This is a genomic window from Bacillus sp. RB3 (assembly GCF_030164735.1).
Taxonomy (GTDB): Bacteria; Bacillota; Bacilli; order Bacillales; family Bacillaceae_G; genus Bacillus_A; species Bacillus_A cereus.
Window position 1 is genome coordinate 287,020 of the sequence record NZ_JASNGE010000002.1, and the last position, 16,145, is coordinate 303,164.

Here is a 16,145-nt window from a genome sequence, read left to right on the forward strand (position 1 = left end):
TCACTATTAAGGTTTAATCATAAATTTTTTCAACAGCTTGCATTTTCTTTACCTTTTCCTCGGCCCCGCTATTAGCATTAATGAATATTTGGTACGTATCTTTTCCTAAAGTGCCTACAAATTCATAGCAAAGCACTTCATTATGCAAATCATTGACTACTAAAGCTTTACGTTCTTCCATGACTTTTACATCCGGATTGATTTTCTTTCTTGCTTCTGCTGCAGTTAGCTTTGCCGATGGAACTGTTCGCTTTTGATGTGACGCTAAATATTCTTTTGCGGAGAACCCAACGATAGAACCATCATCTAAAGCAATTTTCATTTGGATTGCTTCTGGATAAATTCGTACTCCATTTTCATTTACTACATACGTAAATACACCAACATTATCATATTGAGAGCTATCATAAAGCTCCATATTATTAAACTTATGGTCCTTTAAAAATTTCAAACCTTTACTACCTGCATCGTTTAAACTAACTTTCTGTTCTTTAATTTCGCGGTTATTCATAACCCAAATTGGATATCCGCCTTTTCCGGTAATATCCATATAGAACTCATTATTCGTTGCTTCATCTTTAATTTTCACACTATAGAAGGATTCTTTCGCACCTTTTCCGCTTTTCTCTACATCTACTTTTTCATTTCCTTTTAAATTCAGAAACGATTTTGCGATTTTCGCCGCTTCATCTTTAGAAATTGCCTTTCCTTCCGCTTCAAATCCGCCTTTTTTATTTTTTTGCGCACTTGTAAAGGTCGGTCCGAAGTTTGTAGAAGAATATGATGTTACGTTTTTCTCTACAGTTTTCAATCCATCAATAATTGTGTTATCTGCTGGATCGCGATTTGATGCAAGTGCCATTTCTACATCCATCCAGCGTAAATTATTTTTCAAAACAAGATGTTGTACTTTTCTTAGTTCATCTTGTATATTTCCTGCATTTGAATATAAAGTTTGTAGCGTTTTATATTCTTGCTCATTTAACGGCTCTTTTTCTAAATCACGAATGGCTGCACGGTAACTGAAATCACCGATATTCGCTAAAAATTCTTCCGTTTTATTAAATGGCATTAATGTTAAAGGAAGTTGCCCTACATCCGAGCGAGCTTCAGATGTTAAACGCCATACATCCGCTAATGCAGGTGATAAAGATGATCGTGAATTCATCGCAAGTGTTGTGCCAATTTTATCGTGTAATAAATCGACTTCGTATGCTAAATCATGGAATGCACGTTGATAGCTATTTTCCGCTCGAATTAAAACTGCATTTTTCTCTTGGTGCTCTTTATAGCCCCAATAGCCTGTTCCTACTACACCGACTGTTAATAATACAATGATAATACCTCGTAACATTGTCCCACCTCCGCTCTATTTACAGAAAATATGTTTACCGATTTTTTTAATTTGTGGACGAGTCCAAATCCATTTACTAGTCGCAGTATCTGGATTGAAATAATATAAAGCATTTCCTGTTGGATCCCATCCGTTAATCGCATCTAAAACTGCTTTTTTTGCTGTTTCATTTGGCGTTAAATATATTTGTCCATCGGCTACCGCTGTAAATGCTCTAGGTTCAAAGATTACACCTGAAACAGTATTTGGGAATGACGCACTTGTAACACGATTCAAAATAACGGCAGCTACTGCAACTTGCCCTAAATACGGTTCACCACGCGATTCTCCGTATACTGCGTTTGCCATAAGCTGAATATCATTTTGAGAATAACCGTTCGGAACATTTGTCCCTTTATTTTGAGGTGGTTTATTCTCTTGTGCAGTGCCACCGCTATTTCCTTTATTCGTTGTCGTCCCTTTATTAGCAGTTGACTTGTCATACTTCGTTGCCTTCACGAGCATTTGCTTCGTTTTAGCTCCAGCTAAACCATCAACGGGTAATCCGAATTTCTCTTGAAAATTCCGAAGTGCCCAATATGTACCCCATCCGAAAACACCATCCACTTTTCCCGTATAAAACCCGTTATATTTCAAACGAGATTGCAGTTCAATGACATCTTCGCCAGATGCTCCTCTTTGAATAACTTGATTAGAAAAAGCTTCTACATTCTTTAATTGTATACTACTGACCATTAAAGACAGTCCTATGAACGCAAGTAAAACTGCTATTTTAAAAATAGCTTTTTGGCGCATAATTTTCCCTCCTTAATTACGGAAATGATTTCTTGGTTATGTTTTGTAAAAGCCTCGCTTTTATGTAAAGAAGACAAAAAAATCCAAACTAATATCGTTGAAAAAATATGTAAACAATATAAAAAAGGATAAAAGGAGTTCATCATGAAAAAATTGTTAAAACGTGTCGCACTTGTCATTCTGTTCCTAACAACATGTTCAAATATATATACAGGCTCATCAATTGTTCATGCGCAGCCGCCGTATGCCAAATGGGGTAAACTTGCCGTAGAAAAGACGAAAGAACAATACCCAAAAGCAGAAATTATTGACTATCTTCATATAGGTAGAAAACCAAAAACAGTTCAAATAACTGTTGAAAAATTTAAATTGTGGTTACGTGAGAACGGAAAAGAATACGGTGTTTTTGTTGATGTAGAATTTGAAACGAAGACGGAGAAATTTATAAAGTTGTCGTTTCAGAAGACGAGTAGATAAAGTGAAACCTTAATCAGTGGGGGTTTTGTTCATCTCCCACTAATCATCAGCCCTCACCAATCGGACTTTTACGGGCAGCCCGACAAATAGCTGGATAAAGTGAAACCCCCACTGTTAAAAACAGACACAGTGGGGTTCTTGCATTTCTAAAATTCTTTTCTAAAGTTTCGATTCCCTAAAAATCTTACCAATATACAAATAGCACCAATTACAACTGCTATCCCTATACTGTATAAAAGTACTTTACCATATCCACCTATTCTCGGATCTAAAAACGGATATGGATACCAATTCACGATTGGACCACGTATTAAGCTATATACAACGTAAAAAAACGGGAATAAAAGCCAACTTGCAGCTTGTTTCCAAGTGATTTTCTTAATAGGTGGATTTAAAATCCAATCTAAAAGCATTGTAATCGGCATGATATAATGTAGCACAGTATTTACCCATGGTATTGCCGTTTGAAGTGACTCTTCTAACCCTCTTAGTAACAAAAAATAAACGAGTCCTGTCGTAAGTATATATACCGTCGCCGCACCACGAAGTATACTAAACTGCTCTGAGCGACCAAATGTAGCTGTTCCGATACTACTTAAAAGGAGAATACATGCAACTAAAATGTTACTTTCGATAGTAAAGAAACTAAAAAAGTTAACTGGATTGAACGGTTTCACTTGTGCCCTGATTATGAATTGCGTAATAATGGCGCTACATACTAGAAGACTTAAACAGAATCTAAATAAAGATAAAATTTTTTCATCCTTCATACATTCCCTCCTTTTCTTATATATAATTAGAATTTCCCTGTACATGCTCAATAAATAGTTTTAATGGAACGAGCCCACGTTTTGGCATATGACTACTTATAATAGCTACTACTTCTAACTGAGGAATGATAACGATGTATTGTCCGCCGTATCCCATAGCGAAATATATACAATACGGTATGTGAAATCTTTCGGTATGTAATACCCACCAGTGATATCCATATGCGCCGACATGTTCATATGTTTCAAAATGCGCCCTACTTAACTCTTCTAACCATTTCGCTGATACAATTTCTTTTTCATTCCAATATCCATTTTGCAAACATAATTTTCCTAATTTTAATAAATCGGTAGATTTCATTTTCATACCGAAGCCGCCGACATATATACCCTGCGGATCTTGTTGCCACTCGTATTCGTTAATTTCTAATGGATTAAATAAATATTTCTTTGCAAACCGCTCTGTCGACATTCCAGTAGCTTCTTGAATAATATAGCTCAGTAAATGAGAAGAACCTGAATTATAATTCATTTTTGTAGCAGGTTCTTCAATTATTGGCTTTTCTAATATGTACTGTACCCAGTTCTGTGATTCTACAAAGTCATTTGGGAATACTACTCCATTCCCAAACTCTTTCCAGTCCTCACCAGTAGTCATTGTTAATAAGTGATATAGTGTTAAATTATGTTTTCCCCTAGGTACATTTTCAATCCACTCTGTGATCGGTGTATGTATATCATTTATATAGCCCTTATCAACTGCAATACCAATTAATAAAGATACGATACTTTTTGTAATCGAATTTATTTTATATAAGTTATTTGCACATTCGGGTGTTTTATAATACTCAGTTGTTAATTGTCCTTTTTGATAAACAAGAAATGTATTCACTTTTTTCTTTTCGAATTTATTTTCTAGTTGCTTGAAATCCAAAAACTTTACCTCCATTTAAATAGTTAATCCATTTATTATATCTTGTTCCTTCATTTTAAACATAATTGTGCTCAAATAAAAATAAACCTGTCAGCCATAATGAACTGACAGGTTTATTTTTATAATTTCGTACGAACATTCCAAAGCTCTGGGAAGAATTGTTGATCAAGTACTCGCTTTAAATAAGAAACACCGGAGGATCCACCTGTACCCATTTTATGTCCAATAATTCTTTCTACTGTTTTCATATGACGGAAACGCCATTGTTGTAGCCAGTCTTCAATATCAATCAATTTTTCAGCAAGCTGATATAAATTCCAATATTTTTTCACATCCGCATACACTTCTAACCATGCTGCTTCTACTGTTGCATCTTCTTCATAAGGCTGCGTAATATCACGGTTTAACACATCTTTATGAATAGGGAATCCTTCTTTTACTAATGCTTGAATCGCGACATCATATAGACTTGGTGCATGTAGCGCTTTATGAAGTCGTGCATGTAATTCTGGATCCTTTTCATAAATTTTTAATGCATGTGGCGTTTTATAGCCAAGTGCATACTCAATCATACGATATTGATACGATTGAAAACCTGAAGCTTGACCGAGTGAATCACGAAACTCAATATATTCTGATGGTGTTAATGTCGCAAGAATATCCCAAGATTGAATAATTTGAGACTGAATTTTTGATACACGTGCTAACATTTTAAAAGCTGGTTGTAATTTATCTTGTTTAATAGATTCAATCGCCGCATTTAGCTCATGTAAAGTGAGCTTCATCCAAAGCTCACTTGCTTGGTGAATAACGATAAATAAGATTTCATCATGATGGTCTGATAATCTTTTTTGAGAAGATAGTAAACTATCTAATTGTAAATATTCCCCATACGTCATATTCTCTTTAAAATCCGTATGAATCCCTTTTTCCATAATTACTTTTTCATTTTCTTTCATATTAGCCAAACGCCCCTTTTATATGATTCTACTTATATTGGTCTAATAACGGCTCGAACTGGACTTCCATCCGCATCAGTTAATGCAAGTGGTAATGCAATCAATTCATAATCACCGTCTGCTACATGATCTAGTACGACATTTTCTAAAATATGAATTCCATGTTTAAATAATTGATGATGCGCTGCTAATTCTTTATCATCTAGCGGATCAACTGATGGTACATCTACTCCGATTAAACGAATACCTTTCTCCGAAAGAAAAGGTGCTATGTCTGCACGTAAATGAGGGATCACATCTGGAAATTCTTCAGCTTTTCCATGTGAAGATGTACGTAATAATAATCGTTCTACACCTTTTAAATGAAAGTTTTCTAATTCCTTTTTCCCGATGCTTTCAAGATTAGAAACGTCAATAATCCGTGCTGGGCCAACATAAACTTGAACATCTAAATCCAATACTTTCTTTCCATCATTATCAAAATGAAATGGTGCATCAATATGAGTGCCTGTATGAATACTCATCGTTAACTTTCCAACATTTACCGAGCCACTTTCTTCTTTTGACCATGAAACTTCATATGAGAACGGTGTGTCTCCTGGCCACGTTGCAATATCATTATTTAGCGGTTGTGAAATATCAATCCACTCTGATGTTTTCATGCTTATGCCACAACCTCTCGCTTATTTTCAAACTGTTTATACTCTTCTTCTTTCATAATTTTCTTTAATATTTGTACAGATTTCCACACTTCTTCATATGTGTTATATAAAGCGACCGGCGCCAGTCTTACTCCATTAGGTGCTCGGAAATCAGGGATAACTCCATTTGCTTTTAGCACTTTACAAATACGTGCTGCTTCTGCATGTTCTAAATATATGTGCCCGCCACGTTTTTCATCCTCTAATGGATTTCCAATTGTAAATCCGAAATCTTTTAATTCGTGATCAATTAAATTCAGCATATATCTTGTAATATGTAAAGATTTTTCGCGTAAACGTTCAATACCAGCATCTTTAAACATTTCAAGAGAACCAATTAAAGGTGCTGTACTTAATACGTGCGGTGTACCAATTTGATAAGCACCTGCATGATCGGCAGCTGTTAATGTATGCTCCATATCAAACTGTTTATCTTTTCTAGAACTAAACCATCCAGACAATCCTGGCAGTCTATTAAAATGTTTACTATTTACATAAAGGCCTGCAACACTACCCGGTCCTGCATTTAAATATTTATAATTGCACCAAACAGCAAAATCGACATCCCAATCTTTGAAATGATGCGGAATAGATCCTATTGAATGGCATAAATCAAATCCAATGTGAATGCCGCGTTTATGAGCTTCCGTTGTTAAACGTTTCATATCAAGAATTTGACCACTTCTATATAAAACAGAAGGTAATAAAATTAAAGCGATATCATCTTCCATCGCATGGATAATATCTTCTTCAGAAAGTGTTCTACCATCTCGGCTTTTCACTCTTACTAAATGCTCCTCTGGATCTAATCCTTTTAAACGAATTTGACTTTGAAGTGCATAAATATCTGATGGGAAAGTCAATTCATCCGCAAGTATTTTTGTACGTATTCCTTTCGGCTCATAAAACGTCGCAATAACTTGGTGTATATTCGCAGTTGTGGAACCGGTTACAATAGTTTCTTCCGGTAAAGCTCCAATAAGAGGGGCTGTAAGTTTACCTAATTTCTCTGAAAGGAAAAACCACGGATGCTCACCTTCTGTCCAGCCGTCAATACCATACTCTTTCCACGAATCTAGCAACGTAAGTAATGATTTCTCTGCTCTTTTTGAAAGTAGCCCTAATGAGTTTCCATCTAAATATATAGTACCTTCTTTTTTATAGAATTCAGTTTGAAAATCTTTCAGTTCATCATGTTTATCACATTCAAGCGCATACTCATAAGTTGGTTGAAATGGTTCTTTATACATGGTGTCACCTTCTCTTAATTTTCTTTTTATTCTAACTAATTGAAATATATCACCTTAATTGATACAACGTCAATGATATTATGTCAGTTGACTTTATATATGAACTTCTTTTACAATACAATTATATTTTCAGATATTTCAGTATAAAGAGGTGATTCTTTGAAAAACAGTACCCTTTCATCAAGAAAACACCGCTCCTTAGAAACGAAGAAGAAACTATTACACTCTGGTTACACTATTTTTATACGTAACGGATTTCAAAAAACGACAATTACACAAATTATTAAACATGCAGAAACCGGATATGGTACAGCATATGTATACTTCAAAAACAAAGATGATCTCCTAATTAGTTTAATGGAAGATGTTATGAATCGTTTTTATAATATCGCTGAACGCTCTTTTTCTCCACAAACAAAAGAGGAAGCACGTATAATGATCCAAAATCAAGTTAGAGCATTCCTGCAATTAGCAGATGAAGAACGCGCTATTTTGCAAGTTGTAGAGGAAGCGATAGGATTATCAAGAGAAATACGGCAAAAATGGGATGAGATTCGGGAACGTTTTATAACAAGCATTAAACAGGATATTACTTACTCTCAAGAAAGTGGATTAGCACAACCTAATTTAAATAAAGAGATTGTAGCACGCGGTTGGTTCGCGATGAATGAATCGTTTCTTTGGACTATTATGCAAAATGACAAAAAGATTAACTTAGAGGAAATTGTGTATACGTTAACGGAGATGTATACGACCGGGTTATATAAATAGCACACCTTCAATAAATAAGGTGTGCTATTTTACATCTATAAAAATATATTATCCGGGTATGGTAGTGCTAAAGGAGGCTTTTCAGAAAATGAGAAATATTGTAGTTTTAAAGATTCACCATCTATCGATTTCAGTTTTCCACTAGTAATTTCACACTCAAACACAACAACAATATATTCTACCTTATCGCCATTTGCATATGTATAACGAAACTCTTTCCCTCCAAATACCCCTTTTTGTTTTTTCACTTGTACTTTCAATCCTGTTTCTTCCCATACTTCCCGAATTACTGCTTCTTCTGGAGTTTCCCCAGGTTCAATTGCTCCAGCCGGCAAACTCCAATATTCTCCGCCAGGATATTGAAATAAGAGTTCTCCCTGCTCGTTTTTAATAACTGCAGCTACACTTGGCATGAATATTAGTTCATGTCCTAATTGCTCCCGGATTTTTTTATAATATAGCGACATCGACATATAATTCTCTCCCACTCCATTAATGAATAACTGTATTTTCTGACATATATTCTATAATAATAACAATAACAATTTCTATATAGAAAGGATAAGAAAATGACCCAAGTACAACTAGTAAATAGCTTTCTATCATTTTTAGGAACGACAAAACAGCCTACTATCTTAAAGTTTTTGAATGAGCTTATTAAAGCTCATCAAGAAAAAGTAAAAGAACCAATACACTTATCAAATATGAAAGAACTTATTTCAAGGTCTAACGATTGGCATACATCTCCTGTATTAAAGAAAATTCAGATTTTCGGTTATATCGATGGTATTCCAACTTCTATTAATGATAATGTTTTAAAACGATATTTCCAAGGTAAGAAAAGAGAACAAATCATTACATCTTCTGAACTTAATTATTGGATAACAGAAAGATTTTGTGTTGATAAAGAAATATATGAAAGAGCTATTGAGATTTTCAATGAAAAATCTTCAAATAGAATATTACAAACAAGTTCTTTAATATCTTTAGGCTGAGGTAAATAGCTAGTTGAAGGAGCAATTTCAAAATTAAAGCTTATATATCCACATCCAGTTAGCCACATATAGTGACATTTCAACTCTTCATCGAACATATATTTCACAATATCTATAAATAATAAATCTCCTGCGTATTGCAACAGAAACTCCATATTCGAGCTACAAGTATAATAATTGTCATCGTCATCAAGATTTTTTATATTATATTCCGCCAAATCCCATAAAAAATCTTCTTTTAATATATTTTTAATTTTTTCAACAATGCTTATCCCCCCGAATTTTCCCAAGAATAACTCTCTAATCTACTTAAAATAATTTCAGTAAATTCTTCAGCAATGTCCTTAGAAATCTCACCACGATTTCCAATAATATCCCAAGCAATACTAATTGAAGTCCATCTCATCAATGAATTCTTTTCAAATTTTAAAAACTCTATTATTTCCTCCTCTTTCATTTCACTTAGAATTGCTTTTAATTCACTTTCTTCTAATTTACTTCTTTGATTATAATCAGTTTGATTTAGTATTTTTACATATTCCTTACTTTCTTGATAAAAAACAATCTTTACTTGTTCTGGTGATAAATCCGCTAATAGTTTTTCAATTTCTTCAGCGCCTATTTCTTTACCTTTATTTATACATTTGAAATAACATCCCATTTTAACTTTTCATTAATTTCACTCATAAGTTGGGGTATTACTACTTCACCATATTTTTTAAAACATTCATGAGTTCCTTCGTAATTTTAAAATAAAGTTTGATTAAAAATATCGTTTTAACCCGTATTCTATGGTAAATAAAAAGAATCCATTTTGAAAAAGATTGATCAAAATGGATTCTTATCCAGCAGGTTTATGTTTTGGTTTTATAAAAAAGTTTGATCATTTTCTATCAATGAAAACAATTAATTGACTATTTTTATTATGAAGAGGTCGGAGCAGGAAATTCATCAATTTTGATACGAAGTAAACTATAAGGTTTCTGTCGTAAGTCTTTTCCATAATGAAATCTAGGCTGTCGATGTAATTGGTTCACAATGACATACAAATATTGATCCGGACCAATTGAAAAAGTATCCGGCCACAAAATTCTCGGATCATGTGCGATAGCTTCCATTATGCCATTTGGCAATATCTTACGGATACTGTTGTTTTCATAATCTCCAGCATAAACAGCTCCCTTTGCATCGGTGATCATTCCATCAGACGCACCTTTTTCTCCCCAATACTCCACATGATAAGGTAAATTCATGTCCGGTATCGTTCTGTCTCTCAAGGCTTCTGTTGAGATCGAGAACAAATGCCGACTGGTTAGTGGAGCAAAAAATAATATCTTTCCATCGGGAGAAATCGCAAGACTATCAGACGCCAACCTAAATGGAGAAGTTGAACCGTCTTTGTTTCGATTCATTAAAATTTGACCTTCTACTTTCGGTAAAAAATAGGGATCGGGTGAAGTTGAATTTGCTCCATTTAACCGTCTAAACGCGTTTCCATTTGATAAATCTACGACGATAATAGCTCCTGGTCCTCTTGAAGAAGAATCCGTTATATAGGCATAACCTGCTTTTCCAACACGAAAATCAAAACGGACATCATTCAGATAAGTTGTAGGCAGGACAACATCTTCTGTAAAGGTATATACTTTTCTTATTGTATTGGTTTCTAAATCAACAGCGACTAATTTTGCCCCCCCTTTAATAGGTTCAGAAAAATTGGGTGCCGCTGTATCTAATATCCAAAGCGTTCCCCTTCCATCAGCAACTACACTTTGGACACTGATGAAAGTCATTGGGATATTCTCGGGATTAACCAAATTGGTTTGTAAATTAGGATAAGGCTGCAATTTATCCTCAAAAATTTCCGCCACCGTAAATTTAACATCGTCTCCCCATTTCGGAAAGCAAATGAAAATACGACCGGTTTCTGAAACAGTAACACCTGTAGGCATAGCCCCATAAAATGCATAAACTAGTTCTAAATTACCGAAATATTTTTCACTAGGTAACATAGGTTTCATAATATCCTCCTCAAGCATTCAAACGGGATATCTCCTATATATGATTTATATTTTTTCTAGTGCATGTTTCTTAATAAGTTTTTCTATACGAAAAGATGATTGAATTGATTGTTTTCGAAATTTAATAAGTCTGTCAGAAGAAAGGAAACATTTTAATTTAAAGGTCTCCAGATGAAGTAGAATTCAATTAGCAGGTAGCGAAGTTCAACATTCCCGAATCAACGTTAAGCTGGTATAAAAAATGGGGAAATATCCCCCTTTAAATTTGTGAAAAAATGTACTTAAGCTAAACTGCCCGTTAGTTTAAGTGTAGCACTTCACAAACAATCTTTTGAGTATTCTTATTATTCCTGTTTCCTCAACAATCTGGCCCTTTAATTGAACAATACAACTGAAATTTAAGGGGCAAAAGAAAAATCTTATATTAATACAGGGTTTTATCAATCTTTTTTATAAATTATCAAACTTTATTTTAAATCAATACCACACTTTATTCCATGTTCCATGAGTGACTAACGGGTGCTTTGAACAAGAAAATAAAGGTGAGTACATATTATACATGACTAATATGCGCTCACCTTTATTTTTTTAGGATTTTTAGCTTTTAGGTCTTGATAATAATTTTTAGTGGTTTTATTAACAATTTATATTTAGTAAAATTGCTTTTTATGAATTTAATATAAGTCCAAAGAATTTCCTGGTCAATATAATAACGTATATCAGCACACTTTTTCTTTATTCAGTCTACTTACAATTCCAACTATAAATTTATATTCAATCCTCCTCTTCTTAGTTTTTTTAAACCCTTCTTTCGTATCAAAAATAAAACACGTTTTCCGAAACCAAATTCGTACATATAAAGACTCAAAATAAATAGGTTTTATAATTCCTCGTTCCTCAAATTCAGTTCCATCTTTATTTTCAGTTTCTGTTCGAACGAACCACCTATTTCCGAAGCCAATTTCAATATACTTCACATAAGTCCCCCTTTCGGAAATTAATTTCTAACTGTTCTATTATTTCCCTGGTAAGCGCACATTCCGACAGAACATGAGCCCACAAAGAAAAAGTAGATTGCAAAAATCTACTTTATAACTTATATTTTTGCATTCGTTTATAAAATGTACTACGGGGTACATTTAATAGTTTTGCAGCTAACGAAACATTTCCATTTGTCTTTTGTAATGCTTCAATCATGCTATCACGCTGTATTTTTTCGCGAAAATGTAATGTATGTTCTGTTTTATTTTCAACTTGTAACTCAAGTTGTTGTTGATTTCCCCTCATTGTTTGTAACAAAAAATCTACTTGTTTTTCGCATATTTCCCGTCCTTGCGACAAAATGTAAATGCGTTCTAATACATTTACTAGTTCCCGAATATTTCCGGGCCATGTATGTTGTAAAAATTGATTGTATATACTCTTTGGAAATACAACATTCCAATTCTTCCGTTCGCAAAAGTGTTGTATAAAATATGGGATATCCTCTTTTCTTTCTATTAACGATGGAACATATAACGGATAAACGTGCAAACGATAATATAAATCTTGACGGAATTTCCCTTCTTCTACTAACCGTAGTAAATCTTTATGTGTGGCAGTAATAATACGAATATTTACTGGTACCAATTTTGAACTCCCAATTGGAGTTATTGTGCGTTCTTGTAAAACACGCAATAATGCTACTTGCATCTCTGGTGGTACTTCACCAATTTCATCTAAAAATAATGTTCCTCCGTTTGCTTGTTCAAATTTCCCTTTATATCCTTGACGTCGCGCACCTGTAAACGCACCTTCAGCATAACCGAACAATTCACTTTCCATTAATTCTTTAGGCAAAGAACCGCAGTTAACAGCTATAAAGGGCCCGTCTTTTCTTGGACTATTTTCATGAATCGCTCTCGCGACATATTCCTTTCCTACTCCTGTCTCACCACATACATACACACTAGCATCAGTCGGTGAAACAAGCTTAATTTCTTCTAGTGTGTGTTGAAATGTTCTGCTTGTCCCGGTAACTCCTGAAAAAGTAATCCCTTTTATAAATGTGAGAGCAGAATATGTATTCATTTGTTTATTTTCCTTTAAATACATACATTTCCCAATCATTCTTTCATTACTATATACTGGTATCTCTAATTTAGTTTCCAATCCATGGTGCATTAACTCTTCAAGTTTCATTCTTGACCAATTATTTATTCGTTCACGAACGCTCTTACTCGCAGAAACGATAACATCACGATGATTACAAATAACTACTTGTTCATCACTATCAATGACATCTAAAAAACGATGGATTAAGTGTAATTCATTTTGATGAACTCTTATGCTACATTCACGTTCTATCGCATGTGCAATTGAAGTTACCATACCGAGCATATATGGATGCGAAAATTCAATTGGACACGAGAAATCTAGAACACCAATTAATTTCCCATCATCATTATGAATGGGAGCAGCCGCACAACTCCAGCTATGAGATGCCACGGTGTAATGTTCAGTACCACTTATCATAATAGCTTCTTCAATTTCTAGCGCTGTTCCAATTGCATTTGTGCCAACAGCTGATTCCGTCCATTTTACACCTTCAATAAAATTAATATGTTTCGCTCGCTTTAACGTTTGTTTATTTCCACTTAACGATAGAACATAACCATCTGGATCGATTAATAATGCCATCATTTGTAGTTCATCAATGGTTTTTCTCATATTTTGTATTTGAGGTAATGCGATATCAAGGAAAATTTCACTCTTTTTCTTTTGTTCTTGAAAAATGTTAGAAGACAAAATTTTCTGACCTTTATTCATGTGAGGATTAACATTAGCCTGTTTACATCGATGCCACGATTCTGAAATTCTTTGATTTATGCGATTTGAATCAAGAACACCTTCATTAACAAACTTTTTCCATGTATGTAAGTAAAACGGTGAAGCTAACATTGTATCATCTCCCTTTTAATTGTTTTGGAGATTTATAAAACATACTTTTATTATAAAACTGAATAAAAGCGTTTTCAATACAACTAGCAAGACGACACAAATATGTTAATAATTTGAATATCTTAATGCACTTCTTTATTCTTTTTTAGTAGCACTATATTTTGTATAATGGACGCAAAGAAAATACATAACCAAAACCACTTTTGTGGATTACCATTTATAAAGAAAACAATCACGGCTATTGCAAATAAAATAGTGGATGCTAAACTAAAATATAATTTTGTTTTAATTTCTCTTATCCCTCACCCCTCTGTTACTTTACAGTACATACTAACTCTTCATTTTTCATCTCTACTATGTACTCCTGTAAAACATATTCTTTCCCTCCATGGTTTTCATACCATTCATGTATTCCTTTAATATGCCTCTCGTCACTTCTAATTTTCGATTCTATTTCATTATACTGTTCATAACTATCATATTCCCATATGGCAAATACTTCAGACGTACCATTCTTATTATCTTTCATCCAGCGTCCTATTAGCCTAGAACCATGCTTTAATTGATTAGGTAAGTTCGTGTGATTGAAATGATCATTAAATACTTCTATGAATTCATTTTTCACTACATAGTACTTCCTTCTGTAAAACATACTTCTTCACCTCTTTCATGAAAAGTATTAGTAAATCTTCCCATCACTACCGTATTATAATACTTTCCATCCGATAGTCTTTTGTCATTTTTCAAAATGCCTTCTACTTCAAAACCTAATTTTTTATAAAGATGAATAGCTTTCTCGTTTGTCTCTAATACTTGTAAAGATATTTTATTTACTGCATTTTCGTCAGCCCATTTAATAGATTGTTGTAATAGGCTCTTCCCCATTCTATATCCCCAAAACTCTTTTAAAATACAAACGCCAAACTCCACTTTATGAGATAATCTCTTAAAATTTGATCCTTCACATCTTGAAAATCCAACAATTCGATTGTGCACTTCTACAACTAAAAAGAGATTCTTCGTTTCTTCACTATCTGTTTTTATTATTTTTTGAAACCCTAGGTCATCTATAAATCCCTCTCCAGCATCTCTATCCATATTTTCAGTTTCTCCATCAATCTGAACTCTAATTTTCGATAACTGCTCAGCATCTTTTTCAGCTGCAGAACGAATTGTATAAGTTAATCCATTTATATGATACTCTTGCTCTTTTACAATCATGTCAAACTCCTTTCAAATCAATATAATGGCGCTATTACAACTTGTTTACCTTGTTTCTCAAATTCCTGAACAGTTTCTTTACTAGCCTCTTCGTCAGTTATAATAAGGTCAACTTCTTTTAGAGACTCTCCTCTTATAAAACAATCTATTCCAAGTTTATTATGCGGAGCTAAACAAATATTTCTTCTAGCAATTTCACTTACTCTTTTACTAAAATAAGCAACTTCAGGTGTTGCAGTACTAATACCTTGTAATGAAATGCCTCCACCTGTAGAGAAATAAAGATCAATAGAAAATCTACTTATCAATTCAGAGGCAAATGTATCAGTAATATTTCCTGAAGGCTTTACTTTTCCACCAATTAAATATGTATCGATGTTCTTATATTCTCTTAGATGACCAGCTATTTCTATAGAATTCGTAATAACCGTAAATGATACTTCCGGTAAATATTTCAGCATCGCATTATGAACGGGAGCCCCGCCAATAAAAATAGAATCATCTTCTTGTATATAAGATGTCGCAACTTTTGCAATTGTGTTCTCATATATTGAGCTATCACTATAACGTTTAGCTGGTTCCGCAGCTAAGTTCCTCACTCGCGTAAGTTCAATTGCACCTCCGTGCGTTCTTTTTAATAAACCATCCTTTTCCATAATAGACAAATCTCTTCTTATAGAATCAATAGACATTTCAAATCTTTCCGCAAGTTCCTTTGCGATTACTCTTCCATCTGTATTAAGTAGTTCTAAGATTCTCTCTCGACGTTCTTCAGTAAACATGTTATCACCACCGTTATTGAAGATTCAGAAACTTAAACTTTATTTTAATTATATGTATGCCTCTTCTGTTTTACAATATTTTCAGTTCTTATTTATTCCGTTTTATACAGTCTTCTCCCGCTTTCTATCCCATTAATTTGCCAACTGAATAAATGTATATCTGTATATTACGCAA

Annotated in this window: 18 protein-coding genes; 3 read left to right on the top strand and 15 right to left on the bottom strand. The window is 33.7% G+C overall.

All coding sequences use genetic code 11. The features are described from left to right. Positions 1–13: 13 nt before the first annotated feature. Positions 14–1,354 (bottom strand): germination protein YpeB, encoded by a 1,341-nt coding sequence (gene ypeB, locus QO049_RS04315; RefSeq protein ID WP_000943727.1) that lies wholly within the window; start codon positions 1,352–1,354, stop codon positions 14–16. Between the two features lie 15 nt (positions 1,355–1,369). Next, a complete protein-coding gene (gene sleB, locus QO049_RS04320; protein ID WP_001249053.1) occupies positions 1,370–2,149 on the bottom strand; it encodes a spore cortex-lytic enzyme in 780 nt (259 codons plus the stop codon). 144 nt (positions 2,150–2,293) lie between these two features. Between sleB and QO049_RS04325 the strand changes: the two genes are divergently transcribed. After that, on the top strand, positions 2,294–2,626 hold the full coding sequence (locus QO049_RS04325; RefSeq protein ID WP_000734903.1) for a DUF3889 domain-containing protein: 333 nt from the start codon (positions 2,294–2,296) through the stop codon (positions 2,624–2,626). Between the two features lie 146 nt (positions 2,627–2,772). Here QO049_RS04325 and QO049_RS04330 read toward each other — a convergent pair whose 3' ends face one another. From QO049_RS04330 to kynU, 5 genes are all read right to left on the bottom strand, one after another. After that, positions 2,773–3,396 carry a Pr6Pr family membrane protein gene (locus QO049_RS04330; RefSeq protein ID WP_000650952.1) on the bottom strand — a complete coding sequence of 208 codons (624 nt, stop codon included), beginning with the start codon at positions 3,394–3,396 and terminating at the stop codon, positions 2,773–2,775. A gap of 16 nt (positions 3,397–3,412) precedes the next feature. Continuing rightward, positions 3,413–4,330, bottom strand: coding sequence for a serine hydrolase domain-containing protein (locus QO049_RS04335; protein WP_246960158.1), 918 nt, complete (start codon positions 4,328–4,330; stop codon positions 3,413–3,415). A gap of 119 nt (positions 4,331–4,449) precedes the next feature. Next, positions 4,450–5,289: a tryptophan 2,3-dioxygenase gene (kynA, locus tag QO049_RS04340; protein WP_284489181.1), complete on the bottom strand. Its 840-nt coding sequence runs from the start codon at positions 5,287–5,289 to the stop codon at positions 4,450–4,452. Positions 5,290–5,321: 32 nt separating this feature from the next. Beyond that, on the bottom strand, positions 5,322–5,951 hold the full coding sequence (gene kynB / locus QO049_RS04345; RefSeq protein WP_284489182.1) for an arylformamidase: 630 nt from the start codon (positions 5,949–5,951) through the stop codon (positions 5,322–5,324). A gap of 2 nt (positions 5,952–5,953) precedes the next feature. After that, entirely contained in the window at positions 5,954–7,240 is a 1,287-nt protein-coding gene (gene kynU, locus QO049_RS04350) for a kynureninase (RefSeq protein WP_246960169.1), read from the bottom strand. Positions 7,241–7,399: 159 nt separating this feature from the next. Between kynU and QO049_RS04355 the strand changes: the two genes are divergently transcribed. Further along, entirely contained in the window at positions 7,400–8,011 is a 612-nt protein-coding gene (locus QO049_RS04355) for a TetR/AcrR family transcriptional regulator (protein WP_000798551.1), read from the top strand. Between the two features lie 35 nt (positions 8,012–8,046). Here QO049_RS04355 and QO049_RS04360 read toward each other — a convergent pair whose 3' ends face one another. Continuing rightward, a complete protein-coding gene (locus QO049_RS04360; RefSeq protein WP_000062928.1) occupies positions 8,047–8,484 on the bottom strand; it encodes an NUDIX hydrolase in 438 nt (145 codons plus the stop codon). Positions 8,485–8,580: 96 nt separating this feature from the next. Here QO049_RS04360 and QO049_RS04365 point away from each other — a divergent pair, with 96 nt between their 5' ends. Continuing rightward, positions 8,581–9,006: a hypothetical protein gene (locus tag QO049_RS04365; RefSeq protein ID WP_098347931.1), complete on the top strand. Its 426-nt coding sequence runs from the start codon at positions 8,581–8,583 to the stop codon at positions 9,004–9,006. Positions 9,007–9,274: 268 nt separating this feature from the next. Here QO049_RS04365 and QO049_RS04370 read toward each other — a convergent pair whose 3' ends face one another. The 7 genes from QO049_RS04370 to QO049_RS04400 all read right to left on the bottom strand — a co-directional run bounded on the left by QO049_RS04370 (position 9,275) and on the right by QO049_RS04400 (position 15,970). Then, positions 9,275–9,667, bottom strand: coding sequence for a hypothetical protein (locus QO049_RS04370; RefSeq protein WP_140159907.1), 393 nt, complete (start codon positions 9,665–9,667; stop codon positions 9,275–9,277). Between the two features lie 262 nt (positions 9,668–9,929). Then, positions 9,930–11,027 carry an L-dopachrome tautomerase-related protein gene (locus QO049_RS04375; RefSeq protein WP_015382380.1) on the bottom strand — a complete coding sequence of 366 codons (1,098 nt, stop codon included), beginning with the start codon at positions 11,025–11,027 and terminating at the stop codon, positions 9,930–9,932. A gap of 719 nt (positions 11,028–11,746) precedes the next feature. Continuing rightward, positions 11,747–12,004, bottom strand: a complete 258-nt coding sequence (locus QO049_RS04380; RefSeq protein WP_000873827.1) for a DUF3977 family protein — start codon at positions 12,002–12,004, stop codon at positions 11,747–11,749. A gap of 112 nt (positions 12,005–12,116) precedes the next feature. Further along, positions 12,117–13,967, bottom strand: a complete 1,851-nt coding sequence (locus QO049_RS04385) for a sigma-54-dependent Fis family transcriptional regulator (RefSeq protein WP_246960171.1) — start codon at positions 13,965–13,967, stop codon at positions 12,117–12,119. Between the two features lie 313 nt (positions 13,968–14,280). Then, a complete protein-coding gene (locus QO049_RS04390) occupies positions 14,281–14,619 on the bottom strand; it encodes an NIPSNAP family protein (RefSeq protein ID WP_000499983.1) in 339 nt (112 codons plus the stop codon). Continuing rightward, positions 14,592–15,188, bottom strand: coding sequence for a GNAT family N-acetyltransferase (locus QO049_RS04395; protein WP_000635686.1), 597 nt, complete (start codon positions 15,186–15,188; stop codon positions 14,592–14,594). The genes QO049_RS04390 and QO049_RS04395 overlap by 28 nt, the downstream gene beginning before the upstream one ends. A gap of 17 nt (positions 15,189–15,205) precedes the next feature. Continuing rightward, on the bottom strand, positions 15,206–15,970 hold the full coding sequence (locus QO049_RS04400) for a DeoR/GlpR family DNA-binding transcription regulator (RefSeq protein ID WP_000493660.1): 765 nt from the start codon (positions 15,968–15,970) through the stop codon (positions 15,206–15,208). Between the last annotated feature and the right edge of the window lie 175 nt (positions 15,971–16,145).

Bases quoted from the DNA above. Each gene is read 5' to 3' on its own strand.
- ypeB (WP_000943727.1), bottom strand. From the start codon at position 1,354: ATGTTACGAGGTATTATCATTGTATTATTAACAGTCGGTGTAGTAGGA.
- sleB (WP_001249053.1), bottom strand. From the start codon at position 2,149: ATGCGCCAAAAAGCTATTTTTAAAATAGCAGTTTTACTTGCGTTCATA.
- QO049_RS04325 (WP_000734903.1), top strand. From the start codon at position 2,294: ATGAAAAAATTGTTAAAACGTGTCGCACTTGTCATTCTGTTCCTAACA.
- QO049_RS04330 (WP_000650952.1), bottom strand. From the start codon at position 3,396: ATGAAGGATGAAAAAATTTTATCTTTATTTAGATTCTGTTTAAGTCTT.
- kynA (WP_284489181.1), bottom strand. From the start codon at position 5,289: ATGAAAGAAAATGAAAAAGTAATTATGGAAAAAGGGATTCATACGGAT.
- kynB (WP_284489182.1), bottom strand. From the start codon at position 5,951: ATGAAAACATCAGAGTGGATTGATATTTCACAACCGCTAAATAATGAT.
- kynU (WP_246960169.1), bottom strand. From the start codon at position 7,240: ATGTATAAAGAACCATTTCAACCAACTTATGAGTATGCGCTTGAATGT.
- QO049_RS04360 (WP_000062928.1), bottom strand. From the start codon at position 8,484: ATGTCGATGTCGCTATATTATAAAAAAATCCGGGAGCAATTAGGACAT.
- QO049_RS04365 (WP_098347931.1), top strand. From the start codon at position 8,581: ATGACCCAAGTACAACTAGTAAATAGCTTTCTATCATTTTTAGGAACG.
- QO049_RS04370 (WP_140159907.1), bottom strand. From the start codon at position 9,667: ATGGGATGTTATTTCAAATGTATAAATAAAGGTAAAGAAATAGGCGCT.
- QO049_RS04375 (WP_015382380.1), bottom strand. From the start codon at position 11,027: ATGAAACCTATGTTACCTAGTGAAAAATATTTCGGTAATTTAGAACTA.
- QO049_RS04385 (WP_246960171.1), bottom strand. From the start codon at position 13,967: ATGTTAGCTTCACCGTTTTACTTACATACATGGAAAAAGTTTGTTAAT.
- QO049_RS04390 (WP_000499983.1), bottom strand. From the start codon at position 14,619: ATGTTTTACAGAAGGAAGTACTATGTAGTGAAAAATGAATTCATAGAA.
- QO049_RS04395 (WP_000635686.1), bottom strand. From the start codon at position 15,188: ATGATTGTAAAAGAGCAAGAGTATCATATAAATGGATTAACTTATACA.
- QO049_RS04400 (WP_000493660.1), bottom strand. From the start codon at position 15,970: ATGTTTACTGAAGAACGTCGAGAGAGAATCTTAGAACTACTTAATACA.